This window comes from Thermococcus aciditolerans, assembly GCF_008152015.1.
Lineage (GTDB): Archaea > Methanobacteriota_B > Thermococci > Thermococcales > Thermococcaceae > Thermococcus > Thermococcus celericrescens.
The window spans coordinates 1,309,274-1,330,377 of the sequence record NZ_CP041932.1; the positions used below are offsets into that span (position 1 = coordinate 1,309,274).

Consider the following 21,104-nt stretch of genomic DNA (forward strand, 5'->3'; position numbering starts at 1 on the left):
AAGAGGTTAAAGGCCTTCAGTCAAGGTCGCTACCGAAGTCGCTGCCGCCCTCGCCGCCCTTGTCCTTCTCGAGCTTGCTGGCGGCGATGACGTCATCTATGCGGAGGATCATTATGGCAGCCTCGCTGGCGCTCTTGATGGCCTGCTTGGTGACCCTGACCGGGGCGATGACGCCCTTCTCCATCATGTCAGCCGGCTCGCCCTCGAAGACGTCGACACCGACGGTCGGGCCCTTCTCCTTGTGTGCCGCTATGACCTTCACGAGGATCTCGATCGGGTCGAGACCGGCGTTCTCTGCCAGGGTCCTCGGGATGACCTTGAGGGCCTCGGCGAAGTTCTCGATGGCAAGCTGCTCCTTACCTCCAACTTCTTTGGCGAACTCGTCGAGCCTGATGGCAAGCTCGATCTCCGGAGCACCGCCGGCGGCGACTATCTTGCCGTCCTCGACGATGTCCTTGACGACCTTGACGGCATCTTCGAGCGCCCTCTCGACCTCGTCGACGACGTGCTCAGTACCGCCACGGATGAGTATGGTCACGGCCTTCGGGTTCTTGCAGCCCTCGACGAAGATCATGTTCTCGCCGGCGACCTTCCTCTGCTCGACGAGCTCGGCCTCACCGAGGTCCTCGCTCGTGAGGTCGCGGACGTTGGTGACGATCTTGGCGCCGGTAGCCTTGGCGAGCTTTTCCATGTCGCTCTTCTTGACGCGCCTGACGGCGAGGATGCCGTACTTGGCCAGGTAGTGCTGAGCCAAATCGTCGATGCCCTTCTGGACGAAGACGACGTTCGCTCCAACCTCCCTGATCTTCTCGACCATCTCGCGGAGCATCTTCTCCTCCTGCTCGAGGAAGGCCTGGAGCTGCTCCGGGCTGGTTATCCTGATCTCGGCATCTGTTTCAGTCTCCTTGACCTCGAGGGCCTCGTTGATGAGGGCGATCTTGGCACCCTCAACCCTCTTCGGCATTCCCGGGTGGACGACCTCCTTGTCGATGACAACGCCCCTGATGAGCCTGGTGTCCCTGACACTGCCGCCCTCCTTCTTCTCGAACTTGATGTTGTCGAGGTCGACCTTGTAGGTGCCGTCGACCTTCTCGGCGACCTGCCTGACGGCCTCGACAGCTATCTCAGCGAGGTACTCGCGCTCCTCCTCGGCGGCCTTACCGGTGATAGAGGTGACCGCGGCCTTCTTGAGGATCTCGGCGTCCTCAACGTCGACGTCCTTGGCTATCTCGTCGAGTATCTCCTGGGCCTTCTCGGCGGCCAGGGCGTAACCCTTGATGACAATGCTCGGGTGGATGTTCTGGTCGAGGAGCTCCTCAGCCTTCCTGAGAAGCTCACCTGCGATGACGACGGCGGTGGTGGTACCGTCGCCAGCCTCCTTGTCCTGGGTCTTTGCAACTTCAACCATCATCTTGGCAGCCGGGTGCTGGATGTCCATCTCGTCGAGGATAGTTGCTCCATCGTTGGTGATGACGATGTCGCCGAGGCTGTCGACGAGCATCTTGTCCATGCCCTTCGGGCCGAGGGTGGTCCTAACGGTTTCAGCAATAATCCTGGCGGCCAGAATGTTCAGCCTCTGAGCGTCCCTACCAACGTACCTCTGGGTTCCCTCGGGCAGAATAACAACCGGCTGTCCAGCGAGCTGGGCCATCTCCTCTCACCTCCGCCCGCTTTTGTTTTCACCGATTGAGGACTTTTAGTTACAATTAGTGTTTCCGGTTTATGGTTCCTTTGGATTATTTATAAAGTTTTCGGTTTCTTGGCATCACCCCAGAGCTGCACGGTACGTAATGGACAAAGGTTTCAGAAATCCAAAGCCTCCGACCGGCCCAGCCTCCCACCATACATCCGTGCAGCCGTTCTTCCAGCTACAGAGCGCTTCAGAGGGCTAAACTTTGTGTACCTCCGCCCTAGCAACCCGCTCCAGGATGGGAACGTAGGACAGGCCCGGGTTTATTCCCCTTCCCCTAGTATCATAAATCGTGAGCTCAATCTCTCTCTTTTTCAGCGCCCTGGCCAGCTCCGTTATTTCCTCCTTGATCCTCTTTCCAAAGAGCGGCACGTTCGCCTTTCCATCGGTTATTAGAAAAGCCCTCACCTTGACTGATTTATCCTTCATCCTCTCCCTGTTCGCCAGAAGCAGAAGATTGTAGAGGGCCGAACTCAAAGGCGTTCTCCCTCCAGTTGGAACGCTCTCTATTTTCTCAAGCACCTCCCAGTAGTTCTTCGTAGGTGGAACGAATATTTCCGCCTGATTGCCTTTCGCAACGATCAGGGCCATCTTTGACCGCTTTGTGTATCCGTTCTCAACCAGCTTCTCCGCTATCCCCTTCGCGATGCTTATCCTCTTCTGCACGGCCATGCTTCCGCTCGAATCCAGGAGCAGAACCCAGAGCGTAGGAGCTTTGGTCTTCCTGACCCTGACGCGGACGTCGTTTAAATCGAGCTTTATTGGGGGTTTTTTACCGTTCAGAACTGCCCAGATCAAAGAATTGTAAAAATCAACGTCCTTAATTCCCCCGTTGACGGGTGGAAGGTATGAAACCGGAACCCCTCTGGGAAAGTTTATCACCGTGACGCTGACGTCCCTTGAGGAGCGGTATCCTCTGAATTCGCCCCCATCAAAGTTTCTGCTCTCTATCCTCGGGATTTTGGCTTCGCTTGAGCGAAAATTTTGCTCCAAGTTTCCAGTCCCTCGACTTTGGGACTCCTGGTTTCTCTTTCCACCTTTTTCTTCCTTCTTGTGCTCATGCTTGTGGTCGCCTTTGTGGTCGTGCCCCTTACCGTCCTTAGGCTTCGGGGGCCTCATCCGGGGTGGCTTTTGGAACGGCCTGTCCCTCAGGCGGTGCGGTAAAGCTAATTCCATGGCTTTTTCTAGGTCTTCCAATGAGACCCTTCTCCTTCCGTTCAGGGCGGCTATTGCTTTGGCCGTCTTTATCGTGGCTATCTCGGCCCTGTTGGTTTTGATTCCCAGGTTAACGACCGTTTCAGCCAAAAGCTTCAGCAAATCGTCGCTTATCTCGACCTTCGGCAGAATCTCCCTCGCCTTAACGATCCTCTCCGTGAGCTTCTTCTCTTCGCTCTCAAACTTTTTATAGAAGCTTATGGGGTCTTCATGGAACTCTTCAACGCGCTTGACTATCTCTATCCTCTCCTCTGGGTTCATCGGTGCTGAAACTTCAACGCATAAACCGAACCTGTCGAGGATCTGCGGTCTGAGCTCGCCTTCCTCAGGGTTCATGCTTCCAACCAAGATGAACCTCGCCGGATGCCTAAAGGAAATCCCTTCTCTCTCTATCGTGTTCCATCCCATTGCTGCAGCATCTAAAAGTGAATCGGCTATGTAGTCGTCGAGAAGGTTCACCTCATCAATGTAAAGGACCCCTCTGTTTGCTTCCGCGAGTATTCCCGGCTGCAGAGCTTTTTTGCCCTCTTTTAAAAAGCGCTCAACGTCAACTGTTCCGACTAATCTGTCTATTGTAACGCTTAAGGGCAAGTCCACAACGCGCATCTTCCTCTTTGCTATAGGCAACTCTTCCCCATTTTCATATCTCTCATAACAGCTGTCGCACATCTCCAAAGGATTCCTCGGATTGCAGTTGAAGGGACAGTCCGCCACGACTTCAATCTCGGGCAAAACGTTGGCCAGAGCCCTGACCAGGGTCGATTTTCCCGTTCCTTTGTCTCCTTTAAGCAGGACACCACCGATCAGGGGATTAACGGCTACACAGAGTAGTGCCAGCTTGGCCTTTTCCTGCCCGACTATTGCAGAGAACGGGAAGACTAATCGTTTTTCACGAGGCTCCATATTTTATCCACCTCCTTAATTTTTTCATTCCAGTGTTCATCATCTTGGGCAGTGTAAATTTCGATCGTCCCGCCCTGGACTTCCCCTTCACCGAGGCTTTCTTCCAGAATTCCTTCAATTTCCGAATAAACCTCCATGAGCCTTTCAATGAGCTCCTCACTCGTCTCCCACAGGCCGCGCTCATAGGCTTCAATTAGCCTTCTCGCGATCTCCTCGATGGCGTAGGGATTGTGCTCCTCGAACCATCTCCTCATCTCTTCGTCCAGAACGTATTTCCCCGCTATCTCGTCAAAAACCCAGTCCTCAACGAGCTTCGTCGTTGCCTCCCAGCCGTATAGGTGGTTGATCTTCTTGGAGAACTCAGCAGCGCGATAGCCGTGCTTTTTCATCTCCTCAATCCAGCGCTCGTTGAGGAGCTTTGCCCTGACGACCCTTTCAAGCTCAACCTTCACCTCAACGATTTTGGTATCGCTTATGTCCCTCGTGTCCGTCTGAACCACTTCAGCGTTCTTGCCGGTTAGGGCATCAACTGCGGCCTTGAATCCTCCGTGATGGGCAAAATAGCAGCAGCAGTTAGTCGGGTCGTGCTCGTCGCTTATGTGGTTTCTGTTAATCACGTCCACCTCTTTCAGGTTCAAGACCAGCGAGTCATATGCTTCAACGCCAGAGGCATCCTTTCCGTAGGCGTAGCCGCTCCACTGAATCCACACTTTAGCTAAATCCTCGTCACTCCTCCAGCCCGATGATTCAACCGCTAAATTCACTCCAACCCCGTAGGCACCCGGCGGGGCCGAGAAAACCCTAAACCTTGCGAACCTCTGCGCTTCCTCAAAGCTCTTTCCGAGTTCAATGAGCTTTTTGATGTGCTCAACGTAGTGCTTTCTAATGTAGTTCATTTCCGGGGGTTCATCCAGCGTAACGACCTTCTCTATGGCCTCGTCAATCAGGTAGATGTAGTTCGGCAGCGTGTCCCTCACTATTCCGCTTATCCTCACCAGAACATCAATCCTCGGCCTTCCGAGCTCCTCTGGGGGAATTACTTCAAGCCCTGCAACTACATCTCCTTTCCAAACCGGCCGGACTCCAATCAGATACAGAATCTGGGCTATCTGCTCTCCATCCGCCTTATAGCCGTCTATGCTCCAGAGAACCTGTCCGACGCTTTCCGGGTATTTTCCGTGCTTTTTCATGTATTCCTCCAGGAGCTTCTCCGCGGTTTCGACTCCTATCTGCCACGCCGCTTTGGTCGGCAGAGTCCTTGGATCAACTGCATAGAAGTTCCTTCCCGTTGGCAGAATTTCGAACTTCCCCCTCGTTATCGCGCCTGAGGGGCCGGGTTCAACGTATTCTCCCTTCAGTCCCTTCAAGAATCCTTCGTGCTCTTTTTTACACCCGATTATTTTCTCCGCAACTTCCAGGGCTTTTCTAAACGTTTCTTCAAGCTTTTCTTTCTCCTTAACTTTAAATCCAAACTTCTCAATCTCTTCCCCAACGACTTCAAAGCTTTCTCCCTCAAGCAAACGCTCCAGGCTCTTGACCGCTATCCTGTGGAAAACCTCCAGAAGCTCTCTGTTCGTGAACCCGTTTGTAGTTCCCAGGGGATTCTTTTTTAGTTCATCGTAGTCCAGGCCCACTGCCTCGGCTATGACGCGCTTAATCGAAGGGGAAGCGTAGGAATCATAGGCCATTGCAGTGGCAACGTATTCCGCCAATCTTTCGGGTTCGTTTGGTGGGTATCCGAAGATGTGAAGGCCGAGGTTTATCTGGGAGCCCCTCATCAGCTCAACGTAGCGGTGTATCTCCTCTATCGTCCGCTCCTCATCTTCGGGATCCGCTATTCTCAGCCTGTTTTCCTTGGCCTTCTCAAGGATCTGCTCGTAAATTTTCTTTCTCCTTGCCTCGTCTCCCAGGCTCTTTGCCTTTGCATACTGGGTTAGGAGAGAATCTAAATCATCCAGAACCTCCGCCATCCCCATCGGGGGGTAGATGTGGTCTACAAGCGCTGCGTAGCCTCTCCTCTTGGCAATAACGCCCTCCATCGGGTTGGAGACAGCATAAACGTAGATGTGAGGAACGTCGTCCAAAGAAGCTTCAGGGACACACGAGGGGGAGAGCCCGACGCCTTTTCCGGGCCTGAATTCAAGGTAGCCGTGGGTTCCGAAGTGAATCATTACATCAGCCCTAAATTTGCGCGTTATCCACCTGTAAACGGCCCACCACTGGTGAGGTGGGGTTATCGTTGGGTCATGCAAAATCCTGCATACCTTTCCGTCGCACCTGGCCCCGGCGCAGCCGAACTTGGGCTGGGGCGTAATGAGGACGTTTCCAAACCTTATCCCCGGGACGACGAACTTTCTATCGTAAACCATGCCGACCAGCGCTTTGTCCACTTTTCCAGCCAAAATCTCCTCTGGCTTTCCCCAGTCTCTGACGATTCTCTCCCTCAGGTCCCCCGGCAGCTCGTTGAACCACTCAAGGTACTCCTCCAGGCCCACGAAGTCAATCGCCCCTCCGCTTTTGACTATCTCCCCAACGCTCGTCCACCTGAACTCGCTTATCGCTTTTCTCTTTAAAATTAGTTTTATCAGCTCTTCACCGTTCTCCGGCAGGTCTTCACCAACGTAGTATCCTTCCTCCTTGAGCCTGTGCAGAAGTCTGACGATGCTCTCGGGAACGTCCAGGCCGAGGCCCACAGCAACGTTCGCCTCAAGGCCTTTGCACGGCGGGTTTATCAAAACGATTGCTATCCTAACTTTATCCCTGGGCTTCTTCCTGAGCTCGACCCACTTCTTCACCCTTCTGGCCAGGTACCTTATGTGCTCTTCATAGGGCTCGTCCTTCTTGTAGCCCTCAACGTTTCTGGTTCCTGCTACAAAAATCGGCTCAATTGCACCCGCAACTTCCGGAATTATTACCCCATAGACCTGAGTCATGTAGTCAACGCTCTCACCCTTCTTCCAATCCTCGACGGACTGGTAGTAGGACCTTATCGGGGCGAAGACCGGGACGTTGAGCCTCCCCAGGTTCTTCAGCTCGACCGTGCCGAAGGAGATTAAGCTGATTAAAGCTTCCACAACCGGCGTTCCATCCTTCATGAAGAACTCCTCAACGGCCTCGCTCTTCTCCCTTCCAAGCCCAGTCCGTGAGTCTTTTCCGTAGGTGAAGACCGGGATTACCCCAAAGCCTTCCTCTTCAAGGGCCCTGATAAGTTCTCCAATTGGTCCGAACTCCTTATAAAGCCAGGCACTCCTCCAGAAGAGAACTCCAATGAGGGGTCCCTTCCCGTAGGCTTTCAGGTATTCGTCCAGGCTTTCAAAAAGGCCCAGCTCGGGGTGATAGATGCCGTGCATCGGCACCTCCTGGGGATCTTCGTAATCAATCTCCGCTCCAGCGAGGCTCGCAAGGAACCTAACTAGGTTCCTCAGGTTCTTTTTGCCCCCGAGGACGTAGTAGGTCTTGGCCTTTATCAGAACCTCCTCCGGGACAGTAGTTAGGCTTTCCAGGCCGGCGCAGGCAATGACTTTAGCCTTGCTTTCTTTAATCCTTTCCTCTACTATTTCAGGAAGCTCGTGGGCGTAAATGAAGATTACATCCGACTTCTCTATCCCCTCCAGCTCTCTCTCGCAGTTCTGGTCGGTGAGCACGAGCCCATCTATTCTCTCCTCATCAAGTATCTCCCTCAGCATGGGCAGGGACCTCGCACCGTAGCCAAGTATCAGGCATATCAACTCCACCACCTCACTTGTACCACCATATTCTCGCGTCCCTGTGCTCGTACCTTAGGAGAATCACATTTTCCGAAACCTCAAGAAAGTCCATCAGGCCTTTTCTGACGGCTTCGAGATTCTCGGTGTTCAGCCGGAGAGCCCAGTCCTTCACGGCTTCATCAACGCTCCCGTACTCGACGGTGTGTTCCTTCCGGGTTATTAAAACGTTGGCGTATATCCCGAGCTGGTAGAGGAGGTTGTAAAAAACGATGTGACCGTGGGAGGGCATGTACTCCTTGCCATACACGAGGGGAAAGAGCCTGGCGTAGACCTTCGACCAGCCGGAGTTCCCGGCGCTCGTGAGTATGCAGGCCCCTTTAACTGCGAGGGAGTTCATTTTCAAAAGCGCCTCCCTCAGGTCTGGAACGCTGAGGGAATAGGCCGCGAAGACGACATCATGAGCCTTCAGCCCGGAGACGTTCTCCCACCGCGAGTGGATTACCTCAACGTTTTCAACGTCTTCCTCCTCCATGTGCCTCCGGAGAAACTCTATCATCTTCGATGAACTCTCGACGACCGTGACCTTTGCAACGCGCTTTGCAAGGGGAATCGTGTAGGTGCCAGGACCGGGCCCTATCTCCAGGACGGTCGAGCTTTCATCGAGGCCGAAGGTCTCGCAGAGCCACCCGGCTATCTCCTCCCTTTCCCTTCCCTGTTTTTTCATTCTCTGGTAGTACGTCTCGGCGTACTTGTTCCAGAATGCTTCGGAACCGCGGTGGGGATCGTTCCTTTTCACCCACTCCCAGCGCCTCTTCCAGACCTCGTTCCAGTCAATCAGCTCCATTCAACTCACCCCCTGGAATCACCAGTCTGAATCCATTGAACTCAAGCACTGAAACCGGCATTCCGTAAACCTCTTCGAGTACGTCTTCCCTTATCACCTCTTTTGGCTCTCCAATCGCCGCGATTCGTCCTCCCTTCACCAGTGCAACCCTATCCGAGTACACAGAGGTGAGGTTGGGGTCATGGAGCGTCATGATGGTGGAAATACCCTCCCGCGCGAGCCTCCTGACCATCCCGAGGACCTTGACCTGGTTCTTGAAGTCAAGGTGAGCCGTTGGCTCGTCGAGGAGCAGAAACCTCGGCTCCTGAACGAGGGCCCTCGCTATCAGAACCAGCTGCATCTGTCCGCCGCTCAGCTGGGTGTAAGGTTTATCCTTAAAGCGCTCGAGCCCGAGGAGCCCGAGCTTTTCGAGGGCCTTCTCGTAGTGCTCTTTTCCCGGGCTCTCGAAGGGGCCGAGCTGGGAAGCCAAGCCCGTGACGACAACATCAAGCACCGTGTATGGGAAGGGCGGCGTGTGGGACTGTGGGACGTAGCCGGCCAGCTTGGCCCTCTCCCTGATGGGCAGTTCATGGAAGTCCCGGCCGTCAATGAAGACGCACCTCTCCTTGGGCTTCAGCAGCCCGTAGATGGCCTTCAGTATGGTGGTCTTCCCGCTCCCGTTGGGGCCAAGGAGCGTCACGACTTCCCCTTCCTTCACCTCGAGGGTGACCCCTTCGATGCTGAAATCGCCGTAGCTGAAGGCCAAACCCCTGACCTCAAGCATCCCATCCACCGCCCGTCTTCCTGAGCAGGTAAGCGAAGAAGGGAATTCCAAGGAGGGTCGTTATTATACCGATCGGTATCTCGTAGGTCGCCACAGACCTCGCGAGCGTATCCGCCAAGACCATGAACGAAGCCCCGAGGGTTATCGTCAGGGGTATCAGGGTCTTGTGGTCCGGGCCGAAGGCCATCCTGACTATGTGGGGTATCACCAGCCCGACCCACCCGATTATACCGCAGAAGGCTATTGAGACGGCCGTTATCATGGAGACGATGACTATGAAGACGAACTTTAATTTTTCCGTCTCGACACCCACGATTTTGGCCTCCTCACCGAAGGAGAGCACGTTCAGCTGCCAGCGCATTGAGTATATCAGGAAACAGCCGGCGAGGATCACCGGGAAGGCCACTCTGACCGAGCCCCAGTCCGAGTTGGCGAAGCTCCCCATGAGCCAGTAGACGATGCTCGCCAGCTTGTCGTGCTCCATAAGGAACTTGAGGAGGGACGTTAAAGCTGAAAAGAAGGCGTTGACTATGATTCCAGCGAGTACGAGCGAGACTGGGGTTATCCTTCCGCCGACCCTCGCCAGCGAGGTCGTTATGAAGACCGCGAGGAGCGCGAAGGCGAACGCTGAAGGAGTAACCCCTACGCCAACGGAGAGGCCTATAGCTAAAGCCGCACCGAATGCGGCTCCAGAAGAGATGCCGAGGATGTAGCTGTTGACGAGGGGGTTCCTGAATATGGCCTGCAGGACGGCACCCGAAATGGCAAGGGCCGAGCCGACGAGCATGGCCATCAGGACACGGGGGAGGCGTATCTGGAAGAGTATGGTCTGGTAAACGCTCGGGTAGGGAATCGTGACGGAGAAGGATATCTTTCCAAGGGTTAAAGTTTTCAAAACTTCGGAGATAAGCTGAGCCCCTTTAAGGGCCAGCATGCTCACCACGGTGGAGGGAGGAATTGGGTAGGTTCCCATACACAGGCTCACGATGAGGGCAGGAACAGGGGAAAGCAAAAATAAAAGGTGGAGGGCCTTCTTCATGCTCACCCACCCTGGTAGAACGGGCTGTAGAACTTCTCAATCAGCTCGTCCCTGACTGACTCCCAGCTCTGGTAGCGGTCGGGGTAGACTATGTTGGCCATCTGGTAGAGGCCGACTATTATCCTCGGGCCCCAGTCGAGGTAGCCCTTTGAACCTGCGAGGATGCCGTAGACGTGTCCCTCCCTGACTGCCCTGATCTCCTGCCACCTTGAGTCATTTTTGATGCCGTTCACGGCATTGTCAAGCCTGTCCTGACTGAATGACGTCACTATTAACACGTCTGTCTGGTTGCCCCAGTAAGTTATTATCTTCTCGAGGTCGAGCTTGGGCCACTGGGTGTCGAAGCTGACGTCAAAGGCCAGGTTGTGGGCACCGACGAGCTCCACCATGCTCGCCCACGCGCTTCCGTTGGCGTAGACAGTAACCGGGCCGGCGATGTCCTTGGGGGCACTTATGAGGAGGACTTTCTTCCTCTCGTCCTCTGGAATCTGGGCGGCGGTTTTCTTCACGGCGTTGAGCTTCTCCTCCATCCATCCGGCCAGCTCACCGGCCTTCTCTTCTTTGTCAAAGACCTTTCCAAGGAGCTCGACGACCTCCACGTTGTCCTCAATGGTCCTGGCAGTGAGCGCTATGACAGGTATGCCGAGCTCTTCTGCCTTCCGTATCGTCTCGGCGTCGGCGTACTTGCCGCCATACCAGTCGATTATTATGAGGTCTGGATTCAAACCGACGACGGTCTCCCAGTTGAGCCCCTTGAAGTTGCTGCCAACGACGGTCCTGTTCTTCACGTCATCCGGAAGGTACGGGTCGTACTTGATGTAGTTGCCAACTCCCACTATTTTATTGCAGACCCCAAGGACACAGAGCACCTCTGCCCAGTAGCCGGAGAGCACTATCACCCTCTCCGGCGGCTTATCTATGGTGACGGTCCTTCCCGCGGAGTCCGTGACGGTTATCGGGTACTTGGGAGCGGCAGTGGTGGTTGTCGGGAACGAAACCGTCTCCGTTGGGCTGGAGGGGGGCGCGGTGGTAGGTGTAGTAGTTCCGCCGCCTATACAGCCGCTCGCCACGACGGCGAGTAGCAAGACGCCGATCAGAAACAGGGTGAATGTCTTTCCGCGGGATTTCATTGTGCTCACCGCCATTGTGATACTAATTTCCAATTTAGTAATACAAAACCGGAAAGATATTGCGGATTTTTAACACTTTTTAAAACAATAGGTTCCCAACTTATGGTTTTGATAACACCAAAACGAAAAGAATTAAGCCCACCTGTTTACATGAAATTCAATACCAAGCTCATCAAGTCTCTCTCCAGGATTTCTGACTTCCTCATCCGGCCAGCAGTGGGCGGAGCACCATGTTTCGTCGCGAGGATTTGTCAGCGGTTTTCCGACGAGCGGATTAAGGACAACGTAGAAGTCCGTGTCGATGTGTTCGAGTCCCTCCTCGATCCATGGCCATACGTCAAAGCCCTTGGGAACGGGAATGCGAAGTTCAAGGGGAAGACCGTAGTCGGATACCAGCTCAAGTCCCCTCAGGAACAGCCTCCAGAGCCGTTCGCTGGCTTCCTCGGGAAGGCCATAGAGAACAGCCGGAGGTGCCTTCAGGTCGGTCGCGATGTGATCAACGAGCCCGGCATTAAGGAGTTTTTCAAGCGGCCCAACAAGGGTGAGGTTCGTGTTGAGGCTGACGGGAACGTCAAGAGCCTTCACACCGGCTAACAGCGATGAAAGCTCGGCCCACTGCATCAGCGGCTCGCCACCGGTGACGTGGAAGTAATCTATGAGGAAGGAGTTCACCTCAAGCTCCTCAAGCATTGCTCCCCGTTCCAGCTCGAAGCAGCCTTTTCCCTCAGCTATCCGCCAGTTATGACAGAAGGGGCATTTCAAGTTACAGCCGCACAGCCAGAGCGTAAAGGTAACCTTTCCGCGGACATCCACCATGCTGACGGCTTTCCAGCCACTTGTGAGCATCGAATCACCCCCAAGAGAAAAGAAGATGTCAGGAGGTGTAGTGCCTCCTCGTCCAGAACTCCTTCTTCCTAAAGGGATTCCAGTTTTTGAGCGGGCGGTAGTAGCCGATAATCCTGCTCCATATCTCGACGTTCTCGCTTCCGCAGCGCGGACAGTGTGTGTGAATACCCGTAGTTGAGTGGTTACAGTCGTTGCAGACCGTCACAGCCGGCGTGTAGCTCCAGTAGACGAGGTCTGTCCTCATGAGCCTTTTCGTGAGCTTTGCCAGTGCCTCCGGGTCCGGCTCTTCTCCTAAGAAGATGTGCATCATTACTCCACCTGTGAAGCTCCTCTGAACCTTTTCCTCTATGCGTATCCTGTCGCCCAGCTCAAGCGAGCCGTAGTAGGGCGCTATGCTGGTTGAGTAAATCGGGTTCTCCAGGTCGCTGAGGTATTCCTTAAGCTCCGGGAACTCCCTGAGGTCCTTTATGGCAAGCTTTGCCGCAGCGCTCTCTCCCGGAACTTCCTCAACGTTCCAGGGCGTTCCGGTTTCTCTCATCCACTCCCTCGCTTTAGCAGTGGCGAACTCGACCATATCCCTCATCAGCTCCGCAGCTTTGAGCCAGTCCTTCCTCGTTCCTTCAGTCCAGAGTTCAGGTTCGTTGAGGTATATTGCAGCCGCCTCGGGCAAACCAAGAATTCCTATTGTGTTGAAGTGGCTCGACGGGAACTCCTCGAGGTAGAGGTGGATCATCTGATACATCTGGCGGTAGTTCGTTATCAATCTCACGTAGCGCTCACGGAACCAGTCGGTAGTGTCCCGGACGACCTGGAGAACGCGCCCGTACTCTTCCCAGAACCTATCGTCATCGCCATTGGCTTTGAGTGCAAGTCTCGGAAGGTTGACCGTCGTGACGTTCACGGAGCCGGTGACGTCGGGCATCGCCCAGAGGCCGCCGAAGCGCTGTCTCTCTAGCCTTTCCAGCGCTTTTTCCCCGGAGCTCTTCCCGTTCAGCCCGAAAGCATACATAAACTCGTTTTTGTCGATATTAAGCCGGCAGCACATCGCGTAGCTCGCATCGGGGTCAACGACGTTCGTGTTGAGCCAGTAGAAGCTTCCGCGCTTCGACGCCGTTTCAAAGACGGCCTCGAAGACCTCTGGATCGTCCCAGAGCATTTTAGCTGTGACCATCAGGGTGGGGATAGGAAACGTGAAGGGCTGGCCTATCGCGTCACCCTCTCTGAGCACCTCAGTCAGAGCTATGAAGAACTCCTTGGCTTCTCTCTCGTACTCTCCGAGTGGATCAAGCTTTTTGCCATCGTAAATCGCGTGGTCACCTTCGAGCATTTTCTTCGGCACGTCTAGAGTTACGGTAAAGTTGGTGAAAGGTGTGTTTCCTGTTATAAACACAGAGCCCTTCCTCATTGCTATAACTGTTTCGTTCTCTGTGTTCACTGACCAGATTATCCCGGAATACTCGACCTCTCTTATCTCCTGAATATATTCGTGTCCTGTCTTTGTTAGGGTGATTGTGTACTGAACTTTCTTGGAGGGTGGATTTGGCGTTCTCACTGAAACCGAAACGTTGTATCCCGCAAGAACGGCAACCGCCACTATAGCATCCTTTATTTCCTCATCCGTCGTTGTTATTCTGATTCTGTTCTTCCCCTTTTCAGTGTACCCACCCCCCTTAACGTATGTCTCGATGAAAACCTTGGCCTGCTCTCTGTTCAGCTGATAAAGCCACAGCGGAGGCTTCTTTCCATGTATCCCAAGCTTTTCTATAACCGTCCTTGAGGATTCGGCGTTCAAGCGGATTGCCTTTGCATTTCCCCAGCCTGGGTCATCTCTTACTGTGTACTCAAGTCCCAGTTTTGATAACAGCTCCAGTATTTCTATGTACTCCTCAGGATGCGATTCAGGAGACTGCACTATGGTTATTCGTGGTGTTCCTTTGGGCCTCTTTTCAATCGAACCTTCAGAAAGTATCCACGCAAGAAGTTTTATCCATTCCCCATTTATCTCAATACCATCGTTTTCCAGTCTAGTAATGGCTGGTGTGGGAATAGGTACCGGCGATTTGAACTTCAACACCTCTTCAACCGGAGTGAGGGTATACCTGTCCGAGTTGAAGACCTTTCTTACGACCCTATGCCCTGGAGAAATCAGCTGATCCTGTGTTCTGTTTCTTAAGTTGTACATCTTACCTGAATAGCGGGATACATGCACATGCCGGACAACCTTTGGCTCTATACTCTTAGTTTCAACATTGAATGTATATATGATGTCCCCAACGTTTACTTCATCATACCTCTTCCACCCATAGGGGGTTAGTATAACCGTGTCTTCAGATAGGCATTGCATCCCCACCCTGCTCGGATAGTTGAGGTTGTAGACCAGTCTCTGAATGTTCTGCCGTATCTTCCTCCTGTCGAGGCCCTCTTTCCTTATGAAGGGCCCCGCATACCACTCGACGCTTGAGAGGGCCTGAGCGCCGCTGAAGTAGTGCTGCATGGTTATGAGGTAGTTGGCTATGTGGTCGACGTAGGTGTCGAAGTGTTTAGCGGGCCTCGACACTATCGTTGGCGTCCTCAGACCCTTCTCCAGGAGCCTCGCCGTGCTGTGGCCGGTGCAGTAGGGGATGTAGAGGCTGTAGGGAAGCTTGTGGATGTAGATATCGCCGCTGAAGTGGGCCTCCCTGCCCCCCGTTGGGATGAGCGAGAGGTGCTCTTTGAGCGCTTCTTCCATCACGTAGGCGAAGAAGCCAGTTGGTCCGGGATAGCGGTTGGCATTCTCCAGAACGTCCAGACTGCTCCAGCCCGCGTACTCCTGAATTATGTCCTTTTTAACACTCTCCACGTTCACCACCTGGATAAATTGTCCAACAATAATGGAAACAAATGCAGGATATAACACTTCTCCTTGAACCCATAGTCAGTTCTGCAAAATCTTCCTATGCTTTAGTACCAAATGACAGGCTGGACAGACATCCATTGATAGTTAGACAGACAAACTGACAACACAGGATGCCACTGAAACAAGTATCGACAAATAATTGTCATCCATACAAAATGCTAAATCAATATTTGACTATAAAACACAGTTTCTAGCGACCATAGCTTTTTAACCCGTTCGGCGAACCGAAACCAGGTGATGTGAAAATGGGCGACATCAAGGCCGAATGGGAGAATGCCCTCACCGCGAAGGACTGTGAGAGGCTCCTGGAGCTCTTTGACGATTACATAGACTCCATAGAGGACGAGGAGACCCTCAGAAAGGAGCTCGAGAGGCTCAAGGGGGTCGCCGAGGAGTGCGAGGATCCCTACGACCTGGCTCACGAGATAGGCCACGTCTACGCGCACCTCGACGACGCTGAGGCCGGAATCGAGCTCTACCGGAGGGTGGCCGAGAGGAAGAAGGATGACCCCGAGGAGTACGCCACCGCGCTCTACTACCTGGCGGACGCCTACGAGCACTTCGGCATGCCGGAGAAGGCGATAGAGACCTACGAGGAGCTCCTCAAACTCGAGGAAGAGGTTCTGAAGAACGAGAGGGAGATAGCGCTCACGCTGGCGAACCTGGCGGTGAACTACGACGAGATGGGCGAGACCGAGAAGGCCATCGAGCTCATGGAGCGCGCGAGGGGGATCTTCGAGGGGATACGGGACGAGAAGAACCACATGATAAGCCTCCTCGACCTTGCGCACTTCAGGTACGAACTCGGGGACTACGACGCGGCGGAGGCGCTGATAAACGAGGTTCTCCGGAACCCGAGGGAGGACGAGATTGAGATAAACGCCAGGCTGGTCGAGGCCGAGATACTGGCCGGAAGGGAGGAGTACGACAAAGCTTTCAGAGCTATACGGGACGCCCTCGTCAAGGCCATAAACGTAAGCGACGAGATTTTTGGCCTCGTCTTCGATACGCTCGTTGACTTCATAGAGGGACTGTTCAACGAGAGCGAGTACGGAACGGTTGCCAGGAACATGGAAGGCTTTGCCGAGCTCTTCGAGGACGATACGGCATACTTCTTCAGGGCCATAGCGGAGCTGGCCCGCTGGAAGGCCGGAGAAGAGGGTGCAAAGGAGAGGTTCGATGAGCTTTATTCAAAGGTGGAGAACGAGGATCTCCGCTCGATTCTCGACGAGTGGAAGAAGCCGAAGCTGAGTTTGGAGCTGGGGCTCTAAGTCTTTATTTCTTCCTCTAATCCCTTTGTGTAGCGCTCTATCTCAAGGAGGCTCTTTCTGATTACGTTCTCCCCAGCATTCCATATCTCAATTCCAACAACGTTTCCATTCTCGTCGTACTCAAACCATACATCGTCGTCAACCTCGTCGGTATCGGCCACGGGACCCTCCCTAATCAAGAGGTATAGGATATCAGCCTTTGGGTCATACCTAACCTTCATACCTCAACCCACCTCCGAGATGATAATCTCCTTTCAATGATTTTATCAAGGCTCTTACTGGTGTCTATAACGGTTATAACTTCAACAGTATCCTCTCTTTTGTCGTAGGCTATTATCAGCCAGTGCCCTGGAATGTTCCTCAGGCCAACTGCAATGAAATGACCCGAGCGCAGATCATAGAACTTTCTTCTGGGTAAATTAATGGCCGCTTCCACCTCTTTGAGGTCAATTTCCCGTTCTTTAAGCCTTTCTTTTGCATGTTCAGTTAAGACAATCTTCATCAAAACTTAATCATCTCAAAAAACTAAAAACATTGTGGTTTCTGCGTTTTTGAAGGCGCCCCAAAATAGGATGTGGTTCGGATAGAGAAAAAGGAACGAGGATTCAGATCCTCGAGACGGTCTCAACTTCCGCGCTCTCGACGTTCTCGACCTCGCGGAAGAGATCGGCGACGGCGTCGTAGGAGTAGCCCTCCTCGTCCCTTCCGAGGACGTAGAACTTGAGGGCGACGAGACCAAAAGCTATAGGCTCGCGCTCGACCTTGGCGAGGCCGAACTTCTCGGGGATAACAGCTTTCAGCTTCTCCTCGAGCTCGTCGAGGTTGACATCCGGGTCGGTCGGCATGACCTTAATAACACCAACGAGGTTGAAGTCGCTCATTCCTTTTCACCTCCTAATTCACGGCCCCTCCCAGCCGCACTTGGGGCACTTGTAGGGGACTGAGAGGACCCTGCAGCTTTCGCAGCGCCAGATTATCTCCTCGCCGCAGTTCGGGCAGACGAAGTGAGTGGCGTGCTCCCTAGGGGTTATCTCCTTTCCGCATGATGTGCATACGGGTATCTCGAACTTGGCTTCCACTGCGAACACCTCCAAGAAAGGTGGTTTTAATCACTGGTGGGCATTGAGGGGGTTGGCTTATAAACCTTTCTCTGGGAAAAGGCGCGAACTACAGAGGGATCACCTGGCCAAGTTCTTCAATTCTGAGCTTCAGGCTTCCTATCATCTCTTCCCAGTTGGGGCGCAGGCTCTTGGGGATAAAGTGGTTGGTGGAGTTGCCGATGTACCGGGCATTTTCCTTTGCGTGATCGAGCTTCTCAATCAAACCCCTCCAAAACTCATCCTCGATGTGATAGAATTCAAGGGTGAGCCTCAAAGCATTCCCCAGCCTTTTCTTATCAAACTCCATGTTGAGGGCATGGAAGGAGTCGTAGATGTCCTTGCCTTCAGTGCGGTTGTAGAGGGCGGCGAGTTTCTTGGCGAGCAGGTCTTCGAAGGAGTAGACCCTGAACATGGTTGGGTACTCACCCACAAAGGGTGATTTGACCAGCTCAACTCTGACCTCAATATAGGGCGGCCTGCTGAGGTAGAACTCAACCTTAACTCTGTCCCGGTTCCCGAGGGGGTTCCTGTAATAGCAGTCAAACCGAAAAGTCCTGTGCAGAACCCTCGGTCCCTTAACGTCAAATCCCTCCACGAGCCTCATGCCCTCTTTTATCTCCTCGGCTGCGGTTCCAACGTCGCCGTTGAAATAGTCAATGTCTATGTCCTCGGAAAACCTTGCCGCCCCGATTCTGGCGAGATAGACTCTGTTGAGGGCAGTGCCGCCCTTAAGTATCGCTTTCTCGCCGAAGATTCCCCACAGCTGGCTCAGCAGGAAAGAAATGCGCTCCTCCTTGGCGATGTAGTTCAGGCCCAGCCCGGTCTTCGCTGCCAGATACCGGAGCATTTCCTCATCCATAGACCCACCCCAGTATCTTTTCCTTTCCAAGGTTGTCTATCACCTTCCATTCTTTAATGCTTCTCCCGCGGGAGGGAAGAGTCGGGACAAGCTTCGTCCAGCTTCTAACCCTGCCCCTTAGATAGTCAAGAACCCTCTCAGGGATGTCTACCCCCAGCTCGTTTTTGAGGAGCTCCAGAACATAGCCAGTCCTTTGGCAGAGGGAGTCGCTGGCAAAGTGTTCGAAGTAGCTCAAGAATTCATCCCAGTCAAGTTTTTCGGCCTCGTAGAGGGCCTTGATTATCTCGGAGTAGCCCCCGCAGTAGGCAGGCTTGTAGAAGCAGTCGAAGAATGTCTTTGCAAGGGTGGAGGTGTAGACGCCATCCTTAAGCGTCATTCCAGTGGCCTTTTCTCCGAGGGCAACGGCCTTGATCGTGTACTCCCCAATGCTTCTTTTGCCGGATTTTCTCGGTGTTGCCACGAATATCGTGAACGGCTCATAGTCGAGTAGGTCATAAAGCCTCAGGGCGGAAGAGAAGGCTATATATCCTGGGAATATGGCAAGGGCTATCCGATAGGGGTTTTTTATTGAGGGGTTTCCTGGCTGTTCGTTGACGAGGTAGATGCCTTTCTTCAGCCTTGTGAGGTATCCTTTTTTTGAGAGGCTCCAAAGGACCTTTTTAACCATCCCACTGCTGAGACCTGGGAAGAGCTCTCTAATCTCATCGGCACTCACAATATCCGCTCCCCGTATAGCCCTCATTATGTCCTGTTCAGTTTTTGTGAGGTAGTAATTTTTCTGCATATAGTGACCGTTATAGTAATTTTCTTAATAAAATTTTCGGAAGGGGTTAAAGGGGTGGAACTTACGATAGCACACAATCGCTCATCTTGATATGGTGAGATGCGGGGTTCCACCCCGCAAGAAACTTTGCCTGCGCAAAGTTTCATCAAAGTTCGTGTGTCCTCATTGATGGTCTTCTCCAAAGGGTTTATCCACATAACATTCACTCTCACATGGTTTCACTCCAACAGCGCCCTCCGGGCGCTAAAACAATAGAGAAACCAAAAACAAAATTGGCTTATTGAAATAAAACCCAGCCAAAACTCTCAAACTTAATAGAAGACACACGAACTCACTTTAGCAGATTACGCAGTTAGGACTTTTGGTCAACCTTTGCCAAGCAAAGGTTGCTGGGGGCTCCGCCCCCACGCCCCGGGGGTTACCGTTTCCGCTACCGGTTGCTTTTGTTGCAATCGGTGCGGTTGGTTTCACACTCCCGTTCACATTGGGGCTACCAGGCACCTCAAACGGGAGGTCATCAACCTCAAGGCCGAACGGAAACGACCCACAAAAGAAAATCACGCAAAACCCCAAAAAACTTACGGTCACAAAAATACACAAACGAAACAAAAAACACTACTCAGAAAACAGCCTGCGGGGCAGGTTCTCAGAGAAATGAGAGGTCCCCCATTATGGGGGATGTCTAAAATAGTACATACAATTACATTCTTCTGAAGACTCGGTACATGACCGGATCAGGGATTCTATACTTTCCGTACCCAATCGTCTCCACGAAGCCATAGTCCATTAGCTTTGATAAGTACCCCCTCATTGCCTTTTCATCTATTTTCTCTTCCAATTCTTCCTCAACAAGCCCCTTTATTCTCTCCCATCTTGCATAACCTCTTCCTTCGCTCAGCCATGCTATCGCCCTTACCACAACACGATAACGAGGAGAGAGCTTGTCCAACTCTTCAAACTCCGTTTGCACGTACTTCATGGCCTTTTCCAAAACCTTCTCAATGGCTTCTTCATTAGTAAGCCCATCGATTCTGTGGGCCCCATAGTGAACAAGCCATCCTGGAACCCCATCGAGAGTGTTCACCACCGGGAGGAGCTCCCGCTCGTTCACGTCGATCCCGTACTCCTCAAAGCCCCTCCTCAGGAACTCAAGGCTCTCCGAGGGGTTGAAGCGCGGTAAGCTTATCCTCACCTCGTACCTCCCGAAAAGAGGGGAGTCTCCCTCATCAAGGCGAAGGAAGTTCTCAAGAACGCCCACCTGGGAGCCAGTGAACACGAGCACTATGTTGTGAAGGCTGTCGAGAACCCATGCAAAGAGCTTTGTGAGGTCTTCATTCGAAAAGCGGAGGTATTGGGCCTCATCAAAGGCTATCACAGCGAGCTCGTTCCCCTCGTTTATCGCCGAGAGAACATCTACAATGTCAAAGCCCTTTTCCTGCAGCTCAACTTCAATGCCGCTGATTCTGATCCCTTTTATCCTTGAGATTACACCCCCAACGAAGCCCTTCCTCGAGATAGCTTTGTACAGACGCTCGGCAATGATTCTCTGCGGGTACTTTGAGTTCAGGGATGTGGCGGCCCTCGCGTCAATCACGGCGTATGGAATACCGTACTCCTGTTCAAGCTCGTTGAGCGCGGCGTAGAGAAAGCTCGTCTTCCCTATCCTGCGCGGCCCGGTGATTATGAAGAAGTTCCTCCTCTTCTCAATAGCGTCAAGAAAGCTCAAATACTCCGCTCTTCTCCCGAACAGTTCGTCAATTGAGGTCTTTGGCTGGACATCAAACAACATGTCTGGACACACCCCATTATGGGGGATGTCCAAAGATGTATATAAGAGTTGCGGGGCTTAACCAACCCCTAACAACACTAGCCTCCTCTCATACGGGTTTGGATAAAGGGAACTACGAAAAAGCTCAAAGCATCAGGAGAAACAGTTCACAGGGGACAAACCACACGTCATTTCTGTTTCCGAAGTTGAACACTTAGCAAGAATCGACCAGAGAGGATCCCCCGCAAATGAACCCCCTTCACTAGGGACGGTGAGACACAGATGGAAG

General features: G+C 53.1%; 17 protein-coding genes. 1 reads left to right on the forward strand and 16 read right to left on the reverse strand.

Features of this window, described 5'->3' with window-relative positions:
- Positions 1–16 precede the first annotated feature (16 nt).
- The 9 genes from thsB to FPV09_RS07345 form a co-directional block, all read right to left on the reverse strand.
- A complete protein-coding gene (gene thsB, locus FPV09_RS07305) occupies positions 17–1,651 on the reverse strand; it encodes a thermosome subunit beta (protein ID WP_148882896.1) in 1,635 nt (544 codons plus the stop codon).
- A gap of 237 nt (positions 1,652–1,888) precedes the next feature.
- The gene (locus FPV09_RS07310; RefSeq protein ID WP_148882897.1) at positions 1,889–3,808 is read right to left on the reverse strand and encodes a VWA domain-containing protein; all 1,920 of its coding nucleotides are present in this window, start codon (positions 3,806–3,808) and stop codon (positions 1,889–1,891) included.
- Positions 3,784–7,536, reverse strand: a complete 3,753-nt coding sequence (locus tag FPV09_RS07315) for a cobaltochelatase subunit CobN (protein WP_148883764.1) — start codon at positions 7,534–7,536, stop codon at positions 3,784–3,786. The genes FPV09_RS07310 and FPV09_RS07315 overlap by 25 nt, the downstream gene beginning before the upstream one ends.
- A 10-nt stretch (positions 7,537–7,546) precedes the next feature.
- Positions 7,547–8,359, reverse strand: coding sequence for a class I SAM-dependent methyltransferase (locus FPV09_RS07320; RefSeq protein WP_148882898.1), 813 nt, complete (start codon positions 8,357–8,359; stop codon positions 7,547–7,549).
- Complete coding sequence (locus tag FPV09_RS07325; protein WP_148882899.1) at positions 8,346–9,122, reverse strand: ABC transporter ATP-binding protein; 777 nt, start codon at positions 9,120–9,122, stop codon at positions 8,346–8,348. The genes FPV09_RS07320 and FPV09_RS07325 overlap by 14 nt, the downstream gene beginning before the upstream one ends.
- Positions 9,115–10,161 (reverse strand): FecCD family ABC transporter permease, encoded by a 1,047-nt coding sequence (locus FPV09_RS07330; RefSeq protein ID WP_148882900.1) that lies wholly within the window; start codon positions 10,159–10,161, stop codon positions 9,115–9,117. The genes FPV09_RS07325 and FPV09_RS07330 overlap by 8 nt, the downstream gene beginning before the upstream one ends.
- 2 nt (positions 10,162–10,163) lie before the next feature.
- Positions 10,164–11,291, reverse strand: coding sequence for an ABC transporter substrate-binding protein (locus FPV09_RS07335; protein ID WP_148882901.1), 1,128 nt, complete (start codon positions 11,289–11,291; stop codon positions 10,164–10,166).
- A gap of 132 nt (positions 11,292–11,423) precedes the next feature.
- Positions 11,424–12,137: an anaerobic ribonucleoside-triphosphate reductase activating protein gene (locus FPV09_RS07340; RefSeq protein WP_148882902.1), complete on the reverse strand. Its 714-nt coding sequence runs from the start codon at positions 12,135–12,137 to the stop codon at positions 11,424–11,426.
- 28 nt (positions 12,138–12,165) lie between these two features.
- Positions 12,166–14,976, reverse strand: a complete 2,811-nt coding sequence (locus tag FPV09_RS07345) for an anaerobic ribonucleoside triphosphate reductase (RefSeq protein WP_148882903.1) — start codon at positions 14,974–14,976, stop codon at positions 12,166–12,168.
- Positions 14,977–15,278: 302 nt separating this feature from the next.
- On the opposite strand from FPV09_RS07345, the gene FPV09_RS07350 reads away from it, so the two are divergent.
- Positions 15,279–16,304, forward strand: a complete 1,026-nt coding sequence (locus FPV09_RS07350) for a tetratricopeptide repeat protein (protein ID WP_148882904.1) — start codon at positions 15,279–15,281, stop codon at positions 16,302–16,304.
- Here the strand turns inward: FPV09_RS07350 and FPV09_RS07355 are convergent.
- From FPV09_RS07355 to FPV09_RS07385, 7 genes are all read right to left on the reverse strand, one after another.
- Positions 16,301–16,465 carry a DUF2283 domain-containing protein gene (locus tag FPV09_RS07355; protein WP_246112247.1) on the reverse strand — a complete coding sequence of 55 codons (165 nt, stop codon included), beginning with the start codon at positions 16,463–16,465 and terminating at the stop codon, positions 16,301–16,303. The genes FPV09_RS07350 and FPV09_RS07355 overlap by 4 nt on opposite strands.
- A 56-nt stretch (positions 16,466–16,521) precedes the next feature.
- On the reverse strand, positions 16,522–16,806 hold the full coding sequence (locus FPV09_RS07360) for a DUF4258 domain-containing protein (RefSeq protein WP_148882906.1): 285 nt from the start codon (positions 16,804–16,806) through the stop codon (positions 16,522–16,524).
- A 103-nt stretch (positions 16,807–16,909) separates the two neighbouring features.
- Positions 16,910–17,185 (reverse strand): elongation factor 1-beta, encoded by a 276-nt coding sequence (locus tag FPV09_RS07365; RefSeq protein ID WP_014012768.1) that lies wholly within the window; start codon positions 17,183–17,185, stop codon positions 16,910–16,912.
- An 18-nt stretch (positions 17,186–17,203) separates the two neighbouring features.
- Complete coding sequence (locus FPV09_RS07370) at positions 17,204–17,383, reverse strand: zinc finger domain-containing protein (protein WP_012572828.1); 180 nt, start codon at positions 17,381–17,383, stop codon at positions 17,204–17,206.
- Between the two features lie 88 nt (positions 17,384–17,471).
- Entirely contained in the window at positions 17,472–18,263 is a 792-nt protein-coding gene (locus FPV09_RS07375) for a nucleotidyl transferase AbiEii/AbiGii toxin family protein (protein ID WP_148882907.1), read from the reverse strand.
- Positions 18,256–19,047, reverse strand: coding sequence for a type IV toxin-antitoxin system AbiEi family antitoxin domain-containing protein (locus FPV09_RS07380; protein WP_148882908.1), 792 nt, complete (start codon positions 19,045–19,047; stop codon positions 18,256–18,258). Before FPV09_RS07380 ends, FPV09_RS07375 begins: the two co-directional genes overlap by 8 nt.
- Before the next feature lie 700 nt (positions 19,048–19,747).
- Positions 19,748–20,836, reverse strand: coding sequence for an AAA family ATPase (locus FPV09_RS07385; RefSeq protein ID WP_148882909.1), 1,089 nt, complete (start codon positions 20,834–20,836; stop codon positions 19,748–19,750).
- Positions 20,837–21,104: the final 268 nt, after the last annotated feature.

Bases quoted from the DNA above. Each gene is read 5' to 3' on its own strand.
- thsB (WP_148882896.1), bottom strand. From the start codon at position 1,651: ATGGCCCAGCTCGCTGGACAGCCGGTTGTTATTCTGCCCGAGGGAACC.
- FPV09_RS07310 (WP_148882897.1), bottom strand. From the start codon at position 3,808: ATGGAGCCTCGTGAAAAACGATTAGTCTTCCCGTTCTCTGCAATAGTC.
- FPV09_RS07320 (WP_148882898.1), bottom strand. From the start codon at position 8,359: ATGGAGCTGATTGACTGGAACGAGGTCTGGAAGAGGCGCTGGGAGTGG.
- FPV09_RS07325 (WP_148882899.1), bottom strand. From the start codon at position 9,122: ATGCTTGAGGTCAGGGGTTTGGCCTTCAGCTACGGCGATTTCAGCATC.
- FPV09_RS07330 (WP_148882900.1), bottom strand. From the start codon at position 10,161: ATGAAGAAGGCCCTCCACCTTTTATTTTTGCTTTCCCCTGTTCCTGCC.
- FPV09_RS07335 (WP_148882901.1), bottom strand. From the start codon at position 11,291: ATGAAATCCCGCGGAAAGACATTCACCCTGTTTCTGATCGGCGTCTTG.
- FPV09_RS07340 (WP_148882902.1), bottom strand. From the start codon at position 12,137: ATGCTCACAAGTGGCTGGAAAGCCGTCAGCATGGTGGATGTCCGCGGA.
- FPV09_RS07350 (WP_148882904.1), top strand. From the start codon at position 15,279: ATGGGCGACATCAAGGCCGAATGGGAGAATGCCCTCACCGCGAAGGAC.
- FPV09_RS07360 (WP_148882906.1), bottom strand. From the start codon at position 16,806: ATGAAGATTGTCTTAACTGAACATGCAAAAGAAAGGCTTAAAGAACGG.
- FPV09_RS07365 (WP_014012768.1), bottom strand. From the start codon at position 17,185: ATGAGCGACTTCAACCTCGTTGGTGTTATTAAGGTCATGCCGACCGAC.
- FPV09_RS07375 (WP_148882907.1), bottom strand. From the start codon at position 18,263: ATGGATGAGGAAATGCTCCGGTATCTGGCAGCGAAGACCGGGCTGGGC.
- FPV09_RS07380 (WP_148882908.1), bottom strand. From the start codon at position 19,047: ATGCAGAAAAATTACTACCTCACAAAAACTGAACAGGACATAATGAGG.
- FPV09_RS07385 (WP_148882909.1), bottom strand. From the start codon at position 20,836: ATGTTGTTTGATGTCCAGCCAAAGACCTCAATTGACGAACTGTTCGGG.